General features: G+C 65.6%; 16 protein-coding genes and 1 tRNA gene. 3 read left to right on the top strand and 14 right to left on the bottom strand.

Annotation, left to right across the window (positions count from 1 at the left end; genetic code table 11):
• Positions 1-29: 29 nt before the first annotated feature.
• Genes RCH11_RS14255 through RCH11_RS14280 form a run of 6 tightly spaced genes read right to left on the bottom strand, consistent with a single transcriptional unit; the run spans position 30 to position 7,125 of the window.
• Positions 30-1,709: a serine/threonine-protein kinase gene (locus RCH11_RS14255; protein WP_327057675.1), complete on the bottom strand. Its 1,680-nt coding sequence runs from the start codon at positions 1,707-1,709 to the stop codon at positions 30-32.
• The gene (locus tag RCH11_RS14260; RefSeq protein WP_327057676.1) at positions 1,706-3,142 is read right to left on the bottom strand and encodes a peptidoglycan D,D-transpeptidase FtsI family protein; all 1,437 of its coding nucleotides are present in this window, start codon (positions 3,140-3,142) and stop codon (positions 1,706-1,708) included. Before RCH11_RS14260 ends, RCH11_RS14255 begins: the two co-directional genes overlap by 4 nt.
• Positions 3,142-4,533, bottom strand: a complete 1,392-nt coding sequence (locus RCH11_RS14265) for an FtsW/RodA/SpoVE family cell cycle protein (protein WP_327057738.1) — start codon at positions 4,531-4,533, stop codon at positions 3,142-3,144. The genes RCH11_RS14260 and RCH11_RS14265 overlap by 1 nt, the downstream gene beginning before the upstream one ends.
• A gap of 39 nt (positions 4,534-4,572) precedes the next feature.
• Positions 4,573-5,817 carry a Stp1/IreP family PP2C-type Ser/Thr phosphatase gene (locus tag RCH11_RS14270; protein WP_327057677.1) on the bottom strand — a complete coding sequence of 415 codons (1,245 nt, stop codon included), beginning with the start codon at positions 5,815-5,817 and terminating at the stop codon, positions 4,573-4,575.
• Positions 5,818-5,821: 4 nt separating this feature from the next.
• On the bottom strand, positions 5,822-6,403 hold the full coding sequence (locus RCH11_RS14275; protein ID WP_327057678.1) for an FHA domain-containing protein FhaB/FipA: 582 nt from the start codon (positions 6,401-6,403) through the stop codon (positions 5,822-5,824).
• Positions 6,400-7,125, bottom strand: coding sequence for a DUF3662 and FHA domain-containing protein (locus tag RCH11_RS14280; RefSeq protein ID WP_327057679.1), 726 nt, complete (start codon positions 7,123-7,125; stop codon positions 6,400-6,402). The genes RCH11_RS14275 and RCH11_RS14280 overlap by 4 nt, the downstream gene beginning before the upstream one ends.
• A gap of 126 nt (positions 7,126-7,251) precedes the next feature.
• Between RCH11_RS14280 and RCH11_RS14285 the strand changes: the two genes are divergently transcribed.
• Positions 7,252-7,335: transfer RNA gene (locus tag RCH11_RS14285), tRNA-Leu, on the top strand.
• A 192-nt stretch (positions 7,336-7,527) separates the two neighbouring features.
• Here the strand turns inward: RCH11_RS14285 and RCH11_RS14290 are convergent.
• Entirely contained in the window at positions 7,528-8,559 is a 1,032-nt protein-coding gene (locus RCH11_RS14290) for an aldo/keto reductase (protein WP_327057680.1), read from the bottom strand.
• Between the two features lie 147 nt (positions 8,560-8,706).
• On the opposite strand from RCH11_RS14290, the gene RCH11_RS14295 reads away from it, so the two are divergent.
• Entirely contained in the window at positions 8,707-10,077 is a 1,371-nt protein-coding gene (locus tag RCH11_RS14295; protein ID WP_327057681.1) for an NAD-dependent succinate-semialdehyde dehydrogenase, read from the top strand.
• 49 nt (positions 10,078-10,126) lie between these two features.
• Here RCH11_RS14295 and RCH11_RS14300 read toward each other — a convergent pair whose 3' ends face one another.
• From RCH11_RS14300 to RCH11_RS14310, 3 genes are read right to left on the bottom strand one after another with little or no spacing between them, the layout of a single operon-like run.
• Positions 10,127-11,311 (bottom strand): acyl-CoA dehydrogenase family protein, encoded by a 1,185-nt coding sequence (locus RCH11_RS14300; protein WP_327057682.1) that lies wholly within the window; start codon positions 11,309-11,311, stop codon positions 10,127-10,129.
• Positions 11,308-12,828 (bottom strand): aldehyde dehydrogenase family protein, encoded by a 1,521-nt coding sequence (locus tag RCH11_RS14305; protein ID WP_327057683.1) that lies wholly within the window; start codon positions 12,826-12,828, stop codon positions 11,308-11,310. The genes RCH11_RS14300 and RCH11_RS14305 overlap by 4 nt, the downstream gene beginning before the upstream one ends.
• Positions 12,825-14,207: an aminotransferase class III-fold pyridoxal phosphate-dependent enzyme gene (locus tag RCH11_RS14310; protein WP_327057684.1), complete on the bottom strand. Its 1,383-nt coding sequence runs from the start codon at positions 14,205-14,207 to the stop codon at positions 12,825-12,827. Before RCH11_RS14310 ends, RCH11_RS14305 begins: the two co-directional genes overlap by 4 nt.
• 102 nt (positions 14,208-14,309) lie before the next feature.
• Between RCH11_RS14310 and RCH11_RS14315 the strand changes: the two genes are divergently transcribed.
• Entirely contained in the window at positions 14,310-15,830 is a 1,521-nt protein-coding gene (locus tag RCH11_RS14315) for a PucR family transcriptional regulator ligand-binding domain-containing protein (RefSeq protein ID WP_327057685.1), read from the top strand.
• Here RCH11_RS14315 and RCH11_RS14320 read toward each other — a convergent pair.
• The 4 genes from RCH11_RS14320 to RCH11_RS14335 form a co-directional block, all read right to left on the bottom strand.
• Positions 15,823-16,986, bottom strand: a complete 1,164-nt coding sequence (locus RCH11_RS14320; protein WP_327057686.1) for a CaiB/BaiF CoA transferase family protein — start codon at positions 16,984-16,986, stop codon at positions 15,823-15,825. The two genes, RCH11_RS14315 and RCH11_RS14320, sit on opposite strands and share 8 nt — an antisense overlap.
• Positions 16,987-17,380: 394 nt before the next feature.
• The gene (locus RCH11_RS14325; RefSeq protein WP_327057687.1) at positions 17,381-17,764 is read right to left on the bottom strand and encodes a hypothetical protein; all 384 of its coding nucleotides are present in this window, start codon (positions 17,762-17,764) and stop codon (positions 17,381-17,383) included.
• A 50-nt stretch (positions 17,765-17,814) separates the two neighbouring features.
• Positions 17,815-20,067: a transglycosylase domain-containing protein gene (locus tag RCH11_RS14330; protein WP_327057688.1), complete on the bottom strand. Its 2,253-nt coding sequence runs from the start codon at positions 20,065-20,067 to the stop codon at positions 17,815-17,817.
• Positions 20,068-20,184: 117 nt separating this feature from the next.
• Positions 20,185-21,090, bottom strand: a complete 906-nt coding sequence (locus RCH11_RS14335; protein ID WP_327057689.1) for an EamA family transporter — start codon at positions 21,088-21,090, stop codon at positions 20,185-20,187.
• Positions 21,091-21,133 lie beyond the last annotated feature (43 nt).

Consider the following 21,133-nt stretch of genomic DNA (forward strand, 5'->3'; position numbering starts at 1 on the left):
GCGTCGGGGTCTAGCAGCCTGCTGGCTAGCTAGGGTGCGAACGAGGGAATGGTGAGCGTTGCGGATGAGGGAGACGGCCCGCCGGAGCACTGGGCGACGTAACTCATGGTGTTCTGAGTGGGTTGTGTGCTGCTGCCGGTGTTTGGAGCGAGGGTCCAGGTGAGACTGGTGGTCGTCGGCGGCACCGGGTTAGCCGGAGCAAAGGTCGAGGGAGCGCTTGCGATGAAAGTGAAGTTTTGCAGAGTCGAACCCGAGGGACAGCCGCTATAGGGTGGAATCGTGACGGTGACGATATTGGTCACCGTCGGTTTGGTCGCGGTGAGGGCAGCGGGTTGGCTTGCCGTCGCGGGCACATCCCCGTAGAACCGCACCGTGATGGTGTCGTTCTTGCGTACATTGCCGGTGGGGTTCACAAAGTAGGCGGTACCCACCTTCGACGCGTCGGGCGCTGGCGTCGCATCTGGCACCATATTGGCACCGAGTTCGAGCTTGTCGAGCTGCGCTTGCACTTCGGCCAACTTCTCACCGATGAACATGGTCGGGCCGATATTGACGATGTTGCTCGTGGGGGTGGGCGACGGTGCCGTGGGGGTGGGCGACGGTGTCTGCGATGGAGTGGTGGGGGACGAACTCGGCGCGGGAGACGGATTCGCCACCAGGGTGATCAGGGTACCGACAAGCACCACGACGAGAATCGCGACAAGCGCGATCAGTGGCCAGGTCCAGGGACTGCGGGACTTGGTGGGCACCGGAGTCGTCGGGGGTCCCGACTCGACCGCGTTGGCCGTGGTGAGCAGACGGGTGGCCTGGGTTGCCGGGTTCTCCCGCAGCAGGGCGGGGAGGGTGCCAGCACCGAGCACGCCCGGTACCGCGGATGCCGCGCCCGCAACATCCCCGCGGCGGAGCGCCTGGGCTGCTCGAGCGAGGTGTGCTGCGGAGGCGGGGCGATCGGCCGGGTTCTTGGCAATGCAGGCGTACACGAGATTGCGCACGGGCTCGGACACGGTGATCGGCAGCTCGGGTGGAGCCTCGTTGATCTGAGCCATGGCGATCGCCACCTGCGACTCGCCCGTGAACGGCCGTTTGCCCGCGAGGGCTTCGTACGCGACGATGCCGAGCGAGTAGATGTCGGTGGTGGGCGAGGCGGGGTGTCCGCTGGCCTGCTCCGGTGAGAGATATTGCACGGTGCCCATCACCTGGCCGGTGGCCGTGAGCGGCACTTGGTCGGCGATCCGGGCAATACCGAAGTCGGTGATCTTGACGCGGCCATCCGGAGTGATCAGCAGGTTCCCCGGCTTGATGTCGCGATGTACAAGGCCAGCCGAGTGTGCGGCGTGCAGTGCGGATGCGGTCTGGGCCACGATGTCGAGCACCCGGTCGGTGGAGAGCACTCGTTCGCGCTCGAGGATGGTGGACAGGGCTTCTCCTGGCACCAACTCCATCACGAGATAGGCGCTTCCCTCTTCCTCGCCGTAGTCGAAGACGTTGGCAATGCCCTCATGGTTGACCAGTGCGGCATGGCGCGCCTCGGCCCGAAAACGCTCGAGAAAGCCGGGGTCACCGAGGTACTCGTCCTTGAGGATCTTGATGGCGACGGTGCGCCCGATCACCAGGTCGGTGGCCTGCCAAACCTCGCCCATGCCCCCGATGGCGACTCGGCTGGAGAGCTGGTAACGTCCCCCGAAAGTGAGGCCACTCGTGGGTCTCATTTGCCAAGCACCGCCTCTATAACCTTTTTCGCGATTGGAGCCGCGACCGCATTGCCGAAGCTTGTTCCGTTTTCAACGACCACCGCTACGGCAACCTGCGGGTCGTTTGCGGGGGCGAATCCGGTGAACCACAGGGTGTAGGGCTTGCCGTCGCCGTTCTGCGCGGTCCCCGTTTTGCCTGCCACATCAACACCACTAATTCTTGCATTACTGGCAGCCCCGCTGTTGACGTTGTTGATCATGAGCTGCGTCAGGGTGGCGCTGGTGGCTGGTGTGATCGGCTGGCTGAACACCTTCTGCTGGAACGGCTGGATCACCGTGAGGTCCGGCGCCGTGATCTCTTTGACGAGAGTGGGCTGCATGAGCGAACCGCCGTTGGCAATGGCTGCCGACGTCATCGCCACCTGTAGCGGGGTGACGCGATCTTCGAACTGTCCGAAGGCGGAGAGTTGCACCTGGGCGGTGTCCCCGACGTTGTAGATGCTCGGTGTGACCCTCATCGGGATGGAGAGCTTCTGGCCATAACCGTATGCGGAGGCGTACTTTTTGAGCACATCGCCCCCGAGGGCGGCACCGAGCTGGGCCATCGGGATATTGCAGCTGAGCCTCAGGGCATCCGCAATTGAAACAGTGGCCTGCCCACCGCAACTGCCACCCTCCGCGTTGTTGATTGGGGTAGAGGTGCCAGTGAGAGTGAGGGTGCTCGGGTTGGGGAAGGTGTCTTCTGGCTTGTACTTGCCGCTGTCCAGGGCGGCGGAGGTGGTGACCAGCTTGAACACCGATCCCGGGTAGTAGAGGTCGCCGGAGATGGCGCGATTGATCAGGGGCTTCGTGGGGTCGGCCAGCAGTTTCTGGTAAGCACTGATCACATCGTTCGAGTTGTGGGAGGCCAGCAGGTTGGGGTCGTAGGTGGCCTTCGACACCATGGCCAGGATCGCCCCGGTGCGCGGATTGAGGGCGACAACGGCGCCGGAATTGTTGCCGAGGGCATCCCAGGCCGCCTGCTGCACCTTCGGGTCGATGGTGAGCGAGACCGATCCGCCCTTGGGTTTCTGCCCGGTAAGGATCGAGTTGACCTTCGTGAGGAACTGGTCGTTCGCTGTGCCGCTCAGGTAGCTGTTCAGGGCACCCTCCACGCCGGTGTTGCCCTGATTGAGGGTGAAATAGCCGGTGACAGAGGAGTAGAGCTGTGGGTTGGCGTAGACCCGCTGGAACTTGTACTTATCGGCGGCGGGCTTCGATTCGGCGATGGCCTGGCCGTTGACGAGGATCGGGCCGCGCTCGGCCGAGTAGCTGTCATTCAGGGTGCGTGTGTTCCGGCTGTCAGCGTTGAGTGCGTCCACCTGGAACACGGTGATGATCGTAGTGGAGGTGAACACGGCGAGGAACATGAGCATCACGGCGACAGTCACGCGCTTGAGCTGTCGATCCATTACTCCACCACCAATTGCGGCTGGGTGCGCACGCTGTCAGAAAGTCTCAGCAGCAGGGCCACGATGATCCAGTTGGCAACAAGCGATGAACCTCCGGCCGCGAGGAACGGCGTCGTAAGACCGGTGAGCGGGATCACCCGGGTTACCCCGCCGAGCACGATGAATACCTGCAGCGCGATGACGAATGAAAGCCCGACCCCCAGCAGCCTGCCGAAATCATCCTGGCCGACGAATCCGATCCGGAACCCCCGTGACACGAAGAGCAGGTAGAGGGCGAGGATGGCGAAGAGGCCGGCCAGGCCGAGTTCCTCACCGAGGCTCGCGATGATGTAGTCGCTCTCGGCGAGTGGCACGATTCCCGGGCTGCCCCGGCCCCACCCGGTGCCGATCAGGCCGCCATGGGCGAATCCGAAGATGCCCTGCACGATCTGATAGCTGCCACCGACCGCGTCGTAGACCTTCGGATTGAAGGCATCGAGCCAGGATTCGAAGCGCGCCTGCACATAGCCGAGCAGGCGGCTGGCGACGAGCACACCACCAATAAAAAGTGCGAGACCAAGGATGACCCAGCTCAAGCGCCCCGTCGCGACATAGATCATCACAAGAAAGAGGCCGAAGAAAAGAAGCGCCATCCCCAGGTCATGCTGAAACACCAACACGACCATCGCGGCGAGCCAGATCACAAGGATCGGGCCGAGGTCCCGCACGCGCGGAAAGCGCATCCCGAGAAACTTTCTACCGACGAGGGAGAGGCTGTCGCGCGCTGTCACCAGGTAGCCGGCGAAGAAGACGGCCAGCGCAATCTTGGCGAGCTCTCCGGGTTGAAAACTGAAGCTCCCAACGTGGATCCAGAGTTGAGCTCCGTTGATGTTCTGGCCGATTCCCGGCAGCATGGGCAAGAGCAACAGCACGATTCCGACGAACATCGCGATGTAGCTGTATCGCTGCAGAACCCGATGATTGCGAATCAGCAGCAGCACCGCGAGAGCGAGCAGCATGGCCATGGCGGCCCAGGCGATCTGCCGCACGCCAGCCGCCCCCCAGCCCGAAAGATTTTTGGAGATGTCGAGCCGGTAGATCTCCGCGATACCGAGGCCGTTGAGCATGGTGCTGATCGGAAGGAGAAACGGATCGGCCTGTGGAGCCGCGAAGCGAAGGGCCACATGGATGATCAGGGTGATGACGCCGAGGCCAGCACCGAGGGCGAGCACTGGGCCCTGCACGCTGCCGAGGGCACCCAGTTCGACCAGCGCTATGGAGGCGCCAACGATGGCGAAGGCGAAGACCAACAACACGAGCTCGAGGTTGCGCAGCTTTGCGGGCACTCGCAGCCGCAGCCGGATGGTGCTCGTGAAGGTCGACAGCGCGCCGGTATCGGTGGCCGGGCGCACGATCTGAGTGATGGCGTCGGGGCTGGTCACAATGCAGCTCTACTTGGTGGCATCTGTCAGTCGCTTGATGATCGCTGTTGCGTCGGCAAGGTCGGCGGCACTGATGGTGTCTTCGACGGTCTTGCGGGTGTAGCTCGGCAGGGTGTTCAGCCGAACGCTCGTCTGGGAGTAAACGCTGTGCAGCGAGATCGGGCCGAGGTCCTGCTGGATGCCGCGGTAAATAGCCACGGTTTGGCCATCAGCTCCCACGTAGTACAGGGACTGCGACCAGCGGTATCCCACAACCAGGGCGGCCGCGATGAGTGCGACAATCACGACGACGCCGACCAGCCAGGTGATGCGGCGGCGGCGGGCACGGCGGCGGTCTTCGAGGATCAGCTCGTCGAGATATTCGTCGGATTCCGGCTCGAAGTGGCTGTCTTCGTGCGCCTGGGTCAACTTGAGCGGATGCAGCAACAGCGTGGGCAGGCGCAGCGGACGGCGGCCCGACTCGCCCTCGAAGGAGAGTGGCGCGGCGGCGGACCCGACCACGATGACCGGAACGGAGGCAGACTCACCGCTCTCGTCGATATCCACGACCACCACGGTCACATTATCGGGGGCACCCTGGTCGAGGCTCTCTTTCACCAGGCGGTCCGCGGCATCCCTCACGGCGGGATGTGATTTGAGAGCCTGAGCGATTTTGTCGTCCGAGACGTAGCTCGACAGGCCGTCGGAGCACAGCAGCCAGCGGTCACCGGCGAGAACGTCGAACACCGTGGTGTCGATTTCGGGGGCGGCATCGACATCGCCGAGCACCCGCATCAATACCGAGCGCCGGGGGTGAACCGCCGCTTCCTCGGGAGTGATGCGGCCGCTGTCGACCAAACGCTGCACGAAAGTGTGGTCGGCGGTGATCTGTTTGAGCGTGCCATCCCGCAGCAGGTAAATGCGGGAGTCGCCGATATGCGCGATGGCGATCTGGGAGCCGGAGCGCAGGATTGCGCTGACCGTTGTGCCCATTCCGGTGAGTTCGGGATGCTCGAAGACGGTCTCGGCGAGCATCGTGTTGGCGGCGCTGAGGGCGGACTGGAGCGCGAATTCGGCATCTGCGGCCGAGGCGAACTGCCGGTCGGCTTCCATCACCCGCTTCAGTGCGATCGCCGAGGCGACGTCACCGCCCGCGTGACCGCCCATTCCGTCGGCGACGACGAAGAGCTGCGTGCCCGCATAGCCCGAGTCCTGGTTGTTCGCCCGTATCTTTCCGACGTGCGAAACGGCCGTGCTCTTGCTCGATGTGGCCATTCACCTACCGCCGAAGTTCGAAACTGGTCGTGCCGATCCGAACCGGAGTGTTGAGCGGTACCGGTGTGGGAAGGGTAACCCGAGTGCCGTTGAGGAACGTGCCGTTGGTCGAGTCTAGGTCCTGGATCACCCAGTCCTCACTCCAGTGCATGAGTCGCGCGTGGTGGGTAGAGGTGTAGTCGTCGCGAATGACGAGACCGCTCTCGCTCGACCGGCCGATGGTGAGCGGCTCCGTCGGAAGGGTGAGTTCGAGCCCTTCCTTCGGCCCGGAGGTGATCACGAGCCGGGTTGCGATAGCGGTCGAGGACTGTGCTCGGGGTGGCTGTGCTCGGTCTGACTGGACTGAGAACGCCTCGGTGGCGTCGGAGGCCGATCCCGGATTCCAGGCTGGAGCGGGAGTGGAGAACGTCACGGATGGAGCGACGGCCGACGCCACGAACGGCTGGCCGGCCGCGACATCCGCGGGGAGGCGCCGCGCGCGCTGCCCGAACAGGTCGGTGCGGAGCGCGTAGACGACGGCGAAGACAAAAACCCAGAGGATGAAGAGGAAGCCGAACCGCAGAAGAAGGAGGGTGAGTTCACTCATCGACGGCCGCCGACACCGTCGTCGTCGGCGCGGAGATCGGAGAACTGGTCAACCGACGCTGATTGGGCGAGCACCCGGAACACAATACGGGTTCTTCCGATGTTGATGACGGAATCGGGGGCGAGTGGCGCTTTGTGAACGGGGGAACCGTTGAGCTGCGAACCGTTGGTGGAGCCGAGGTCATTGACCTCGGCTCGGGTGCCGTCCCAGAGGATCTCGACGTGCTTGCGGGAGATGCCGGTGTCTTCCACCGTGATGTCAGAGTCGCTGCCTCGCCCGATAATCGTGCGACTCTTTACGATGGGGTAACGCTTGCCCGCGACATCCAACACCGGGGTCCAGGCGACGGTGCCCTTGACGCTCACGGAGTCGATGCCGAGCACGCCCTGGATGAGGGCGGGATCTTCGGCCAGGGTGATGCTGATGCCGCCGGAGAACTGGTAGTGCTGGGCGGCGGCGTGCTGCTGCACGAGCCGACTGAGTTCGTCGACGAGGGTGGGGCCGATGGCCGTCATCTTGGCGTAGTCGACGTTCGAGAGGCGCACCGTGAACCTGTTGGGTACCAGGATGCGGTCGCGCGCGACGACCGCGGCCTTGGTGTCGAGCTCCCGGCGCAGGGCAGAGGTGATCTCGATCGGCTGCAGGCCAGACTTGAAGGTCTTGGCAAACGCCCCGTTGACGGCGCGCTCCAAGCCCTTCTCGAAGCTGTCCAGCAGGCCCAAGAGGCTCCCTCGTCGACGGTGGTTATGTGTAGATAACTAGGTAGATGTTAGCCGTCCGCCCTGTGACGCGGGTATCGGCGGGTGGCACTCAGGCAGCTCCGTCGCTGTGGTAATCTCGCAAGGTCTGCGCGAGTGGCGAAATTGGCAGACGCGCACGGTTCAGGTCCGTGTGCCCGTAAGGGCATGGGGGTTCAAGTCCCCCCTCGCGCACAGTGGGGCGAAAAGGGTCGACCGGGTATATCCCCGATTCGGCCCTTTTCGACATGAAGTGCACAATCGATCGATGAGCACGTGCCGGTGAGATCACCGACTGCGGAGCACCGAGTTCATGATGGCCGCGTCACCCTCTGTCACGTTCCGGGTGCCACCGGCACCGCCGGACGGCACTGCCAGAGCTGACTCTCAGCGCCCACCCGCCAGATTGCGGTTGCGCTGGGCAACGCCTCCCACCCCATAGGGATAGTCATCAGCGCGGGGCGCGCTCGCCGCGGTGAGGCTGGCGAGTTCGTCGGACGAGAGCTGCAGGTCGACCGCACCGAGGTTGTCGGCGAGCTGGACCACGGTGCGGGCTCCGAGAATCACCGAGGTCACAGCGGGCTGGGCACCGAGCCAGGCGAGGGCCACCTGCGAGGAACTTGCGCCGTGAGCATCCGCAATCGATGTGACCGTCTTGATGATGGTCCAGGTCTGCTCGCGCGCGTTGCGCTGCTTCCAGGCCTCCATTCCGCGCTCGGGGTTCTCGCCGAGGCGGGTGGCACCGGTCGGAGCCTGGTCGCGCACGTACTTTCCGCTCAGCCAGCCGCCGCCGAGGGGTGACCAGGGCAAAAGTCCGATGTTCGCATCGAGGGCCGCGGGAACGACTTCGTGCTCGATGTCGCGCACCAGCAGGCTGTACTGAGGCTGCAGGGTGACGGGCGCGGCCCAGCCGTGGGCCTTCGCGACGTGCACCGCCTTGGTCAGCTGCCAGCCCAGGTAGTTGGAGAAACCGTAGTAGGCGATCTTGCCCTTGACAACCGCGTCATTGAGAAAGCCGAGGGTCTCCTCGATCGGGGTCAGGGCGTCCCACGCGTGCATCTGATAGAGGTCGATCTGCTCCACCCCGAGGCGGCCGAGGGATGCATCAAGCGCGCGCCCGAGGTGGCGACGGGTGAGACCCAGGTCATTGGGGCCGGTACCCATGGGGAAGCGTGCCTTCGTGGCGATCACCACCTGCTCACGGTCGGTCGGGTGGGCGGCGAGCCAGGAACCGATGATCTCTTCTGAGATGCCGGAGCTGTAGACATCAGCGGTGTCGATCAGGGTGCCGCCGGCGGCAAGAAAGGCGTCGAGGATGAGGTGGGAGGTGGGTTCATCGGCCTCCGCGCCGAAGGTCATGGTGCCGAGGGCATGGGCCGAGACCACAGTGCCGCTATTTCCCAATGTGCGATATTCCATAGGTAAACGGTAGCCCCGATCGCGGAGTGCGCCGTCCCTGCTGCGCTGCCCAGCGAGATCCCGTAGATTTCTGGTGAGGTTTCGTTGACCCGATGTGGTGCACGATGTGGTGCACGGGCCGGCCGCGAACCAGATCAAGGAGCAAGAATGAGCGAGTACGTTGTCACCAATCCCGCGACCGGTGCCAAGGGCCCCGTCTTCCCCCCGGCCACCGACGCCCAGCTGGATGTCGCCCTCGGGGCCGCCGATTCAGCTCACCGCACCTGGTCGCGCACCAGCACGCTCGCCGAGCGCACCGCTCTCATGCAGCGGGTGGCCGACTTGCACGCCGAACGCCGCGAAGCACTCGCCGAGATCATCGTGCGCGAGATGGGCAAGCCGCTGGGCCAGGCCCTCGGCGAGGTCGATTTCAGCGCAGCGATCTACTCCTACTATGCCGAGAACGGCGAGAAGTTTCTCGCCGACGAGCAAATCGACCTGCTCGACGGCGAGGGCAGTGCGTTCGTGCGCCGGTCATCCCTCGGCCCGCTCCTCGGCATCATGCCGTGGAACTTTCCCTACTACCAGGTGGCCCGGTTTGCCGGACCCAACCTGGTGCTCGGCAACACCATCCTGCTGAAGCACGCGGGCCAGTGCCCGGAGTCCGCCGCGGCGATCGAGCAGATCTTCGACGACGCCGGATTCCCGGCGGACGCGTACACCAATATCTACGCCTCAAATGAGCAGATCGCCGACCTGATCGCCGATCCCCGTCTCGTCGGGGTGTCGCTTACCGGCTCCGAGCGTGCGGGAGCGGCAGTGGCGGAAGTCGCCGGTCGCAACCTGAAGAAGGTCGTGCTCGAGCTCGGCGGGTCGGATCCGTTCATCCTGCTCAGCACCGATGACCTCGATGCCACGGTGGATGCCGCCGTCTCCGGCCGCATCGACAACAATGGCCAGGCCTGTAACGCGGCCAAGCGGTTCGTGGTGATCGGCAACCTGTACGACGACTTCCTCGCCCGCTTCAGCGCGAAGCTCACCGAACCGACGCCGTCAGACCCGATGGCGGATGGCACGGTGCTCGGCCCGCTGTCGTCGGCCCTAGCCGCGGATCGCCTCGACGAGCAGGTGGAGCGTGCCATCGCCCAGGGCGCGACCGTTGTGGCTCGCGGCGCTCGCACCGGAACCTATTTCCCGTCGGTGGTGCTCACCGGTGTGACCGCCGAGATGGACGCCCACCACGAGGAGTTCTTCGGTCCGGTGGCCATCGTCTATAGCGTGGCCGACGAGGCCGCGGCGATCACGCTCGCCAACGACACCCCGTTCGGACTCGGCTCCTACCTGTTCTCCACCGACTCGGAGCAGGTTCTGCGCGTGGCCGACCAGATCGACGCCGGCATGGTCTTCGTCAACGGCGTCGGCCTTGATAGCCCGGAACTACCCTTCGGTGGTATCAAGCGCAGCGGCTTCGGCCGCGAACTCGGTCGCTTCGGCATTGAGGAGTTCGTCAACCGCAAGATGATCCGCATCCTCAAGTAGTTCGCGGATGGTGCGCTGCCCGGCGCTGATCGGCACCGGGCAGCGCACCTCAGCGGAACGCCGGGATTCCCGTGATGTGGTTGCCGATCACGAGGGTGTGCACCTCATCGGTGCCCTCATAGGTGCGCACGCTCTCCAGGTTGTTGGCATGGCGCAGCGGTGAGTAATCGAGGGTGACGCCGTTGCCACCGAGCATGGCCCTGGCCTCCCGGGCGATCTGGATGGCCTCGCGGCAGTTATTGAGCTTGCCGATCGAGATCTGGTGCGGCTGCAGCTTTCCGGCATCCTTGAGTCGGCCGAGCTGCAGGGCAAGCAGGGTTCCCTTGTTGATCTCGAGCGCCATGTTCACCAACTTTTCCTGGGTGAGCTGGTAGCCGGCGAGCGGCTTGCCGAACTGCAGGCGCTCCTGTGAGTACTCGAGCGCGGCGAGGTAGCTGTCGCGAGCGGCACCCATCGCGCCCCAGATGATGCCGTAACGGGCCTCGTTCAGGCATTCGAATGGTCCGCGCAGGCCCTTCGCCTTCGGCAGCATCGCCGATACCGGCAGGCGCACCTCAGTGAGTTCGATCTCGCACTGGATGGAGGCACGCATTGAGAGCTTCTGCGCAATGACCGTGGCGGTGAACCCGGCCGTACCGGTGGGCACAAGGAAGCCCCGGATGCCGTCATCGGTCATTGCCCAGATCACGGCGATGTCGGCGATCGAAGCGAGGCCGATCCAGCGTTTTGTGCCATTGATGACCCAGTCATCACCGTCTCGGCGGGCAAAGGTGGTCATGCTTCCGGGGTCGGAGCCTGCCGTCGGTTCGGTGAGCCCGAAGCATCCGATGGCCGTGCCCGCTGCCATTCTCGGCAGCCATTCCTGCTTCTGCTCCTCGGAACCGTGCTTGTGGATCGCGGTCATCGCGAGCGATCCCTGCACGCTCACGAAGGTGCGCAGCCCCGAATCGCCGGCCTCGAGTTCGAGGGCGGCGATTCCGTACTCGACCGCAGAGCGGCCGGGGCAACCGTAGCCGGCGAGGTGCATACCGAGAAGTCCCAGTTCAGCCAGGCGCGGGATGATGCCGATGGGAAACTCCGCATTGTCGTACCAGCCTGCGATGTGCGGCTTGATCTCCGCGTCGACGAAGGCGCGCACCGTGCGGCGCAGCTCGAGTTCTGACTCGCTGAGAAGCGAGTCGACATCGATGAGGTCAGAGGTATCGGGCACGGTATTTCCTTCGGTTGCGGTCATTCGAACGGCACCAGTCGGCCGTTAAGGCGGCGGGGCAGCTTCCAGGGATTCTGCGGCTGCAGCATGGGCGGAAGCTGGATGGATGTCGCGTTCTGCAGGCTCACCGGCCGCACGAACCGGGCGAGCCCGCCGCCACCGACACTCGTGGCCTCCGGGCGGGAGGTGGCGGGCCAGGGTCCGCCGTGCTGTTGTGACCAGCTCGTCGCTACCCCGGTCGGCCAGGTGTTCACGGCAACGCGACCGACCCGCCTCGTCAATTGCAGAACGGCGAGGTCGGCGTCGGTATCGGCCTCCCCGCCGGTGAAGACCGAGGCGGTGAGCGACGGTTGCAGCCGATCGAGTGCCGCGAGGGCAGCGGCGGGATCGTCGTACTCCACGACAAGGGCCACCGGCCCGAAGCACTCCTCGAGCAGGCGGGAGCCGGGGGTCAGCTGGTCGAGGTCGACCGCAATCGCGCGCGGGGTGACCTGATAGCCGGCGACGGAATCTGAGCTGGCCGCTGCCCCGTGGGGATCGAGCTCGCCGATGCCGCGAGCAAAAGCTGCCGCAATGCCGGCAGTGAGCAGTGGTGCGGCCGGAACCCGCGAGACGGCCTCGGCGATCGAGGCGACGAAGCCGTGCTTCGCCGGTACGAGGATGAGGCCGGGCTTGGTGCAGAACTGGCCGGCCCCCAGGGTGAAGGAGTCGACGAATCCCTGCGCGATCGAGTCGCGATCTGCGGCTGCGGCCGGCGTGACGAACACCGGGTTCACCGTGCCCATCTCCGCGAAGACGGGAATGCCGCGCCGGGCGCCGCGCTCAACGAGAGCGAGCCCCGCCTGCTGGCTGCCGGTGAAGGCCACCGCGCGAACCACGGGTGAATCGACGAGCTGAAGTCCGGAATCAAAGCCGACCACCACGTCGAAGGTGCCCTCGGGGGCACCGGCGTTGAGCAGGGCATCCCGCACGATCTGGCCGAGTCGCACACTGAGCCTCGGGTGGGCCGGGTGGGCCTTGACAACCACCGGACAGCCTGCGGCGAGAGCGGAGGCAACATCGTGACCGAAGATGCCGAAGCCGAAGGGAAAGTTGCTCGCGCCGAAGACGGCGACCACTCCGACCGGGATGTTCCAGCGGACAAGCGTGGATCCCCCGTCCAGGTCGTCGCGGCTCGCGCCGAGGTAGCTGCCCTCGCACGCGACGCCGGCGTAGAACCGCGCGCTTGCGGCCATCCGGTTCAGTTCGCCCTCGAGGCGAGCGACGCCGAGTCCGGTCTCGGCGCGAGCGAGGCCGACCAGCTCATCCGCGACGGCGAGCACAGCGTCCACTGCGTCGGCAATCCAGGCCTGTCGGGTCGCGGGGCTGAACGCGGCCAACACGGGTGCGGCCCGATTTGCCCTGTCCAGGATGTGGCGAACTTCGACATCGGTCGAATGTGCGACCCCGCCGATGCGCTCGCCGGAAGCAGGGTCGAAGCTCGCGTCTTGTGCGGGCTCGACGGCTGGTTCGACGGCTGGTTCGACGGCGGGTTCGGTCATGCCGCCGCTGCATCCTGCAGGGCACGGGATGCCTCGGCCGCCTGCTGTTCGATCGCCGCGGTGAGCACGCGCAGGCCGTCCTCCAGAAGCTCGATCCCGATCACGAGTGGCGGCAGCAGCCGGATGACGTTGCCGTAAGTGCCGCAGACCAGAACCAGCACTCCCGCGGCGTGACAGGCCGCCGCGACCGCCTTGGCAATATCCGCCCGCGGCTCGAGAGTTATGGGGTCGGCGAATTCAATCGCAAGCATCGCTCCGCGTCCACGGACCTCCGCCACGACGGCGACCGAGTCGAGCAGGGGCTCGAGGTGGGCGCGCACGACGGTCTCGATGGTTGCAGCGTTGGCGAGCAGCGATCCATCTTCGAAGGCCTCGAAGACCCCGAGGGCCGCGGCACAGGCCAGCGGATTGCCCGCGTAAGTGCCGCCGAGACCCCCGGGCCGCACGGCGTTCATCAACCGCGTTCGACCGGTGACCGCGGAGAGCGGAAGCCCTCCACCGAGAGCCTTCGCGGTCACGATGAGGTCGGCCTCGACACCGTCATGCTCGCTCGCAAAGAGCGTGCCGGTGCGGCCCATGCCGGCCTGGATCTCGTCGATGACGAAGACGATGCCGTGGGCATCCGCGATCTTCCGCAGTCCGGCCAGGAAGCCCTCGGCCGGCACGAGGAAGCCGCCCTCGCCCTGGATCGGTTCGATGACCATGGCGGCGAACGACTCCGGCCCGTTCTCGGCAAGGATTGCTTCGACGGCGGCCAGGGCCTCGCTCGCGGCATTCTCGGGGCCGCCCGGCCAGCGCAGCGGTGCGGCGTTCGGCGCGCGGAAAATCTGCTCGGGGAAAGGACCGAAGCCCAGTTTGTAGGGGTTCTCCTTCGCCGTCATCGCCATCGTGAGCAGGGATCGACCGTGATAGCCCTCGTCGAAGACGAGCACGTTCGGCCGGCCGGTGGCAGAGCGAGCAATCTTGATGGCGTTCTCGACGGCCTCGGCGCCGGTAGAGAACAGCGCGGTGCGCTTGTCGAACGTGCCGGGGGTGTGGGCGTTCAACCAGCGGCACACCTCGGTGAATCCCTCATACTCGGTGACCATGAAGCAGGTGTGGGTGAAGCGATCGAGCTGGGCGGCGACCTTGGCCTGCACAAACGCGTTGGTCGCACCCACACTCGTGACGGCGATGCCGGAGGCAAAGTCGATGATGCGGTTGCCGTCGACATCCTGCAGGATGCCGCCCTCGGCTCGATCGATGAAGACTGGCAGGGCGGCCCCGAATGCAGAGCTCACCTCGCCGTTTCGTTGCTCCTGAAGCTGTCGGGATCGCGGTCCGGGGATCGGGTGTGAAATGTGGCGAGACTGGAGCAGGGGAGAGAAAGTGGAAACCATGACGCCAATGTAGTCAGCGGTTCGCGTGTGGTCATTGGTCGATTCATCTAACGTTCTCCCAAAGTTAGATAAACTATCCCAAATGGTCGGAGGAGCCCACCGATGGTCACTCTGGAGCAGCTCTGTGGACGGCTCGGCAGCGAGCTGCGGCTGGCGGCGCCTGGACCGATCGGACGACAGCAACTCACCGGCGTTCATATCTCCGAACTTGCCGACCCGACGCCCTATCTCGAGGGCGGCGAGCTGCTTCTGACCACCGGAATTCCACTCGTAGGCGGACCGGCCGTCATTCGGGACTACGTAGGCAGGCTGGCGCACACGGGCATTGCAGCGCTCGCGCTCGGTCTCGGTGCGGGTACGGATCGGGTTGATCCAGAACTCGTTTCGGCGTGTTCCGATGCCGCGCTCGACCTGCTGCTCGTGCCAGCGGCCGTGCCGTTCCTGCACATCTCCCGCGCCTTCTGGCAGCTGGTTGGCCAGCGGGAACAGGCCGACCTCGCTTCGCGACTGAGCCTTCAGACGGCTCTGGCGCGTGCAGCGACCCGTGACGACCCGGCGCAGGCCATCGTCACCGCACTGGCCCAGGGTCTCGGCGGTTGGGCGGCGTACCTGCCAGCGGACGGTAGCCGCGAGACGATCTGGCCAAGGGCCTCGGCGGATATCGTGCCGCAACTACGCGCAGAATCCGCGCGGTTCGACCTGGTCGGTACGTACTCGACGGCCACGTTCCCCCTAAACGGCATGGATGTCGTCGAGCACTCGATCACGATCGGCCAGCGCACCGTCGGGTTCCTCGCGGTGGGCGCCGGGCGGGGCTTGCGAAAGGCCGACCGCCAGCTCATTCTGACCTCCTGCATGCTGTTGTCGCTCACGGCACAGGGCGCAGGGGAGGTCTCGAGGGTGGCCGAGGCGCTGGGCGAAAGCATCGCCGTGCTCATCCTGGGGGCACACGTGGATGCCGCGCGCGTCGCCTCCGAGCACGCCGGTCGGCCTCCGCTCGGCGACTTCGCCCGGCTGCTGGCCGTGCGCGGACGGGCAGCGTCTCCCGTGCACTCCCGTGAGCTCGCCTTGGCGATGGCATCGCTGGAGCTGCCGCAGTCCACTCTCGCTGCCACGGTGGCTGGAACACTGACTGCCACGGTCGACGGCATCCGTCTCGTCATCCTGCCGGAGACTGCCGCCGCCGGTGGCCGCGGCGGTGCCGTGTCGCTGGGCGGCGTGTCGCCGGGCGGCGTGTCGCCGGGCGGCGCGGAATACGCCGTCGCTCTCGGCCAGCCGCTTCCCCTCGCGGAGTTGGCCGCAGCCGTTGGCCCGGTCGCTTTCGCCTGTCGCACCGCGTCCCTCGGCACGGTTGTCGATGTGGATGGTTCCGTGGACGCGCGGGGGGACACCTGGGTGGATACCCTCGCGCGGCATCCGCGGGGCGATCTGCGCGACACCGTGCGAAGCTACCTCGCTCATCGCGGCCAGTGGGAAAGCGCGGCGCGCGAGCTCGGAATCCACCGCAACTCGTTGCGGCATCGCATCGCAGTGGCCAGCGAGCTGATCGATGCCGATCTCGCCGACCCGGATACCGCCGCCGCACTGTGGATCGCCCTACGCCGGCAGAGGGTCGTCAGGTGACCGGTCCCGCAAGCCACTTGCGCACCGCAGCATCCTGCTCTCCCAACACCGGCGGAGCGGAATTGCGGCGCGTGAGGGGTGGGCTCCAGGTGATCGGATGTCGCACCTGCGTCGCGACCGCGACTCCGGACGCGTCGAAGACCTCGATCGTCGGTTCGAGCCCGAGGGATTTCGCGAGCTCCAGGCCGTCGGCGATTGTGCCGACCCGGCCGGCCGGCACCCCCTCCTCGGTAAGCCGACGCTGCCACTCGGCGGCCCCGTGCTGCCGTAGCCGCTCTTCGAGAAGCAGCACGAGGGTGGCCCGATTGGCGACGCGCAGGGAGTTGCCGACAAATCGCGAGTCGTTCGCCAGCTGCGGCGCACCGAGCACCGCGGCCAGGCGCCGGAACTGGCCGTCATTGCCGCACGCGACGGCGATCGGTCCGTCAGCGCATTCGAGAGTCTCGTAGGGCGAGATAGACGGATGCGTGTTGCCGAGGCGCCCCGGGATCACGCCGGCGCCGAGGTAGGCCTGCGCCTGGTTTACCAGCGCCCCCTGCAGGCTCGAGAGCAGGTTGAGCTCGAGCCGCGCGCCGATGCCGGTCGACTGCCGATGCAGAAGCGCGGCGAGAATGCCGGCCACGGCATCCTTTGCGGTCAGCACGTCGACGAGGGCGACGCCAGCCTTGAGCGCTGGACCATCCGCCTCCCCGGTGATGCTCATGAGCCCGCCGAGCGCCTGCACGACGAAGTCATAGCCGAGCAGATCTCGCCCGTCGGCGCTGCCGAAGCCGGAGATCGAGACGAACACGACCCCCGGGTTGGCGGTCCGTGCCCACTCGTAGCCGAGGCCGAGCTTCTCCATGCCCCCTGGCTTGAAGTTCTCGACGACCACGTCAGCGCGCGCGATCAGCTCGCGGGCGAGAGTAACTTCGCCAGGCTCGGTGAGGTCGAGACAGACCGACTCCTTGTTGCGGTTGACGCTGTCGAAATAGGTGGAGGCGGTGGCGGAGAAGGGCGGTCCCCAGGAGCGGGTGTCATCGCCGACATCCGGTCGCTCCACCTTGATGACGCGGGCGCCGAGATCGGCAAGCGTCATCGTGGCGAGCGGCCCGGCGAGAACCCGGGAGAAGTCGGCGACGAGAATTCCAGCGAGTGGTCCCTCGATTATCGACATGTCTGAGACCCTAGCGGTGGGGGCCGATGCACGGCATGCTGGCCCCATGCACCGAGTTCGAAGTCCGCTTGCGCTGTCTCTGGCCGCGATGCTGACGCTCACTATGGGGCTTTCCGGATGCGCCCCCACCAGCGGCACGGTCACCGTCGAGGTCCGGGCGCCATCGCAGGCAGACAGGGACTGTCACTCAAGGTCACCATTCGGGATGCCGCGAAAACTGTCGTCGCCCGGCAAACCATGCGGGCTGGCGAGAGCAGTGCGTTCGTGGGCGTCCCGCTCGGAGAGGTGACGGTCACCGCGCGGGGCCTCTGCATTGTGGAGACGACGCTGACGGAGCGCGGGGTCCAGGCGATTTTTGAACCTCTGCACTGCACGATCTCTGACCGGATGGCCGCTACTCGCTCCGGGCGACGGCCGCCGCACGACCGTAGAGCATCAGTGCCCACAGGGCGAGCGCGAAGACGGCGATCGCCCCTCCACCCGCGTACCAGTTGAGACCGATCAGCGCGAAGGCGCCGAGCACCAGCGCGATGACCACGCCGAACCCGCCGAGCACGAGCCATCGATCCCTGCGGTTGGAGAACGGGTGCAGGAGCTCGATCGCGTCCACCGGAGCGCGTTGCCACACGACGATGAGGAAGGTCGCGAGCGGGCCGATGAACAGCGACACGATGAACCAGGTGAATCGCGATCGATTCTTCTGCTCGGCGAGGCCGGCATTTACGAGGGCGAGGGCGAGCCATCCACCGCCATTGAGAGTGAGTCCGGCTTGGTCCATGCGGCCCAGACTAGTAGCCAGAGGGATACTCGGCATCGAGCTAAGCAGACTCAGCCGTGGCGCCCGGGTGGCTTTCCGTTGCCGTTGCCGTTCCCGTTCCCGTTTCCGGTCCCGGTCACGGGACCCGTTGTGGGATCGGGCGTCGGCGTCGGCGTCGGGGGTGGGGGACGATAGGTAGTGCTCCGTAGCAGCGTTCCCGTCGGTTCGCTGAAGGTGCCGCCCGGGCCGTAGACCGCACTCGCATTCAGCGAGGCCAAGATCGGTTTCATCACGTAGGTGCGCAGATTAGAGGCCAGGATGCCGCCGATCGAGATGCGTCGCATATTCTGGTCACCCTCGATGTTGCCGATCCACACCGCGGTAGTTGTCTGGGTGCTCGACGCGACCATATAGCTCTGAATTGCCTCGGCGGTACCGGTCTTGCCGAAGAGCGCGGTACCGTCACGGGGATTAGCGATCGCGCCCGTGCCACCGGGCTGCAGCGGCCCCTGCAGGTCGTAAGCGGCCGCGGCGGCCACCTCGGGAGTGAGCACCTGGCTGCAGCTCTGGGGCTGGCCAGGCAGCTCCTTACCATCCGGTCCCACGATCTTGTCGACCGCGATCGGTTGGCAGAGCTTGCCGCCACTGGCTACGGTGGCGTAGGCGTTGGCCATCGTGAGCGGCGACGGTGTGTTTGTACCGAGGATTGAGCCCGGGCCGTGTGCGAGTTCGGAATTGTCGGCGTTATGCACTCCCATTGACTTCGCCACGTCGCGAATGTCGCAGAGATCCAGCTTCGACGCCATGTTGATGAAGGCCGCGTTCACCGAATCCTTGGTGGCGTTCAGCACGCTCATCTGGCCCTGGCTGAACCCACTGTCGTTCTCTGGTCTGTAGCTATCGCTCAGTTTATAAAACCCGCCATCGCAGGTAGCCGGAAACGACTTTGACCCGGCGGGATAAAACTGGATGTTGCCGTTGACCGTGTCCTGGATGCCGTGGCCATTCTGCAGCCAGTTGATGAGAGTGAAAAGCTTCCAGGTTGACCCGGTTGGGAAGCCGGACGACGCGCCATACGCCTTATCGGTATTGAAGTTAATCGCGGTGGTGGTCGCCGTATCCCCTTCGCCGGTATCGTCGAACCCCTTGTTCTGAGCCATGATGACAATGCGGCCGGTGCCGACCTGCACAGTGGAGACTGCACTGCCGAGCTTGAAGCGCGCTTCGGAGGCGGGGGTACGCTCGGCGAGATCCTGCTCGGCCACCTTCTGCTGGTCGAGGTCGATGGTGGTGTAGACGGCATTGCCACCCCGGCGCCACGCGGCGAGGCGGTCGGCAGCAGTCTTCCCCAGGCCCGGCAGGTTCTTCACGTTCTTGATCACGTAGTCGCAGAATGACTTCGCGGCCGAGGCGTAGGAGCATCCATTGGTCGCGGGGCTGATCTTTACCGTCGTCGCATCGACAGGGGTGGCGATCGCCTCGGCGTACTGCGTGTTGGTGATCATCTTTTTGTCGAGCATGGTGGCGAGGATCGTATCGCGCCGGGCCTTGTTTCGCTCCCAGTTGGCCGAAGAACCCGGGTTGCGCAGGGGTGGCTGCTGCACGACGGCGACAAGGCTCGCGGCTTGGGCGAGGGTGAGCTTCGCCGCGGTCGTGGAGTAGTACTGCTCAGCGGCCGCCTCGATACCGTAAGTGTTTCCACCGAATCCTGCGATGTTGAGGTAGGCAAGCAGAATCTGGTGTTTCGTGTAGTTTTTCTCTAGGCCGACAGCGAGCTTGGCCTCCTTGAGCTTGCGGTCGAGAGTGTTCGCCTGGGCCTTCGCTTTGGCTGCTTCGAGCTTCTTCGGATCGCGGATCGTGGCGACGGCTTCCTGGATCGCCAGCTGTTTGACGAGTTGCTGCTCGATGGTCGATGCGCCCTGCAAGTCGTTGCCGGTGAGGTTATTCACCGCGGCGCGAGCGATACCGGCGAGGTCGACGCCGCCATGGTGGTAGAAGCGCACGTCCTCTGCGGCGACCAGGGCATCCTTGACGAAGGGAGAGACCGCATCCCAAGCCACTTCCTGGCGATTCTGGTCATAGATTTGCGCGAAGGGCACCTGTTCGCCGCCGCGGAGTCCGTAGAGGAGGTTGCGTTGGGACTGGTTACCGATCTTGACGTAGTCGGGCAGGTTCTCGAACAGGCCGGCCGCGTTGTTCGTAACCTGGCTGGTGGCGACGATCGCGGGTGCGGTGAGTGCGACGATCAGAACAGCCGCAAGCGCACTGAAACCCAATAGTCCGAGGATGGATCGAAGCAGACTGGTGGGCTTTGCTTCCGGCACGATCTCCCTCTCGATTTAACGGTCGCGGGAGGTTCCAGCCTAACCCGGCGTCTCTGTACGGACGTCGGTCAGGTCGGGGTGGGCAGGTCGGCGGTCGGGTCGAGGTCCCAGTGGCACTCAGCTGAGCGGTTCGCCGAGGCCGGTTTCACCCAGTCGAGCCGCGTGGGAGGAGGAGACGACCGCACCGATGCTTGCGGCGATCACGAGGCCGATCGCCGCGAAGGCCACCCCGGTGAACTTCTGGCCGAGGATCAGGAACCCGGCTGCTGTCGCGATTGCCGGCGTGAGGCTCATCAGGATCGAGAAGGTCGCCGATGGCAGGCGCCGCAGGGCGATCAGTTCGAGAGTGTAGGGAATGGTTGATGACAGCACGGCGACGGCTGCTCCGAGCAGCAGAATCCTGGGCTGGAAGATCACCGGACCGGCGCTCGCGATGCCGAACGGCACGGTGATTACGGCTCCGACGGTCATCGCCAGGGCGAGCCCGTCCAGGCGTGGGAACCGTGTCCCCGTGCCAGCCGAGAGCAGAATGTAACCCGCCCACATCGCCGCCGCGCCGAACGCGAAGGCGACGCCCACTGGATCCAGATCGCCAAAGCTGCCTTGGCTGAGGATCACCACGCCGGCGAAGGCGAGCACCGCCCACAGCCAGCTCGATGCGCGGCGGCTCATCACGACCGAGAGCACCAGGGGTCCGAGCACTTCGATCGTGATGGTGGCCCCGAGCGGCACCCGGGCGAGCGCCTCGTAAAAAAGGGCGTTCAACAGAGCAAGGGTGATCCCGAAGGCGATCACGGTGAGCCAGTCGTTCCGGCTGTGACCGCGCAGTCTCGGCCGGGCGATGGCGAGCAGCACGATCGCGGAGAACGCGAGTCGAAGCGAAACCATCCCGATTGCGCCCACCGAGGGGAAGAGCAACACTGCGAAGGAGGCTCCGACCTCCTGGCAGATGAGGCCGATCGCAACGAGCCCGACCGCTCCAAACGGGCGTGCCGCCCGGTGGGAGGCGGATGCGATGGTCATCCTGCAACGCTAGGGCAGGACTGCCCGCCCGCTGCGCGCCGCT

This window comes from Glaciihabitans sp. GrIS 2.15, assembly GCF_035984695.1.
GTDB lineage: Bacteria > Actinomycetota > Actinomycetes > Actinomycetales > Microbacteriaceae > Lacisediminihabitans.

Coding starts and splice junctions, on each gene's coding strand:
- RCH11_RS14255 (WP_327057675.1), bottom strand. CDS start 1,709: ATGAGACCCACGAGTGGCCTCACTTTCGGGGGACGTTACCAGCTCTCC.
- RCH11_RS14260 (WP_327057676.1), bottom strand. CDS start 3,142: ATGGATCGACAGCTCAAGCGCGTGACTGTCGCCGTGATGCTCATGTTC.
- RCH11_RS14270 (WP_327057677.1), bottom strand. CDS start 5,817: ATGGCCACATCGAGCAAGAGCACGGCCGTTTCGCACGTCGGAAAGATA.
- RCH11_RS14275 (WP_327057678.1), bottom strand. CDS start 6,403: ATGAGTGAACTCACCCTCCTTCTTCTGCGGTTCGGCTTCCTCTTCATC.
- RCH11_RS14290 (WP_327057680.1), bottom strand. CDS start 8,559: ATGGAATATCGCACATTGGGAAATAGCGGCACTGTGGTCTCGGCCCAT.
- RCH11_RS14295 (WP_327057681.1), top strand. CDS start 8,707: ATGAGCGAGTACGTTGTCACCAATCCCGCGACCGGTGCCAAGGGCCCC.
- RCH11_RS14300 (WP_327057682.1), bottom strand. CDS start 11,311: ATGACCGCAACCGAAGGAAATACCGTGCCCGATACCTCTGACCTCATC.
- RCH11_RS14305 (WP_327057683.1), bottom strand. CDS start 12,828: ATGACCGAACCCGCCGTCGAACCAGCCGTCGAACCAGCCGTCGAGCCC.
- RCH11_RS14310 (WP_327057684.1), bottom strand. CDS start 14,207: ATGGTTTCCACTTTCTCTCCCCTGCTCCAGTCTCGCCACATTTCACAC.
- RCH11_RS14315 (WP_327057685.1), top strand. CDS start 14,310: ATGGTCACTCTGGAGCAGCTCTGTGGACGGCTCGGCAGCGAGCTGCGG.
- RCH11_RS14320 (WP_327057686.1), bottom strand. CDS start 16,986: ATGTCGATAATCGAGGGACCACTCGCTGGAATTCTCGTCGCCGACTTC.
- RCH11_RS14325 (WP_327057687.1), bottom strand. CDS start 17,764: ATGGACCAAGCCGGACTCACTCTCAATGGCGGTGGATGGCTCGCCCTC.
- RCH11_RS14335 (WP_327057689.1), bottom strand. CDS start 21,090: ATGACCATCGCATCCGCCTCCCACCGGGCGGCACGCCCGTTTGGAGCG.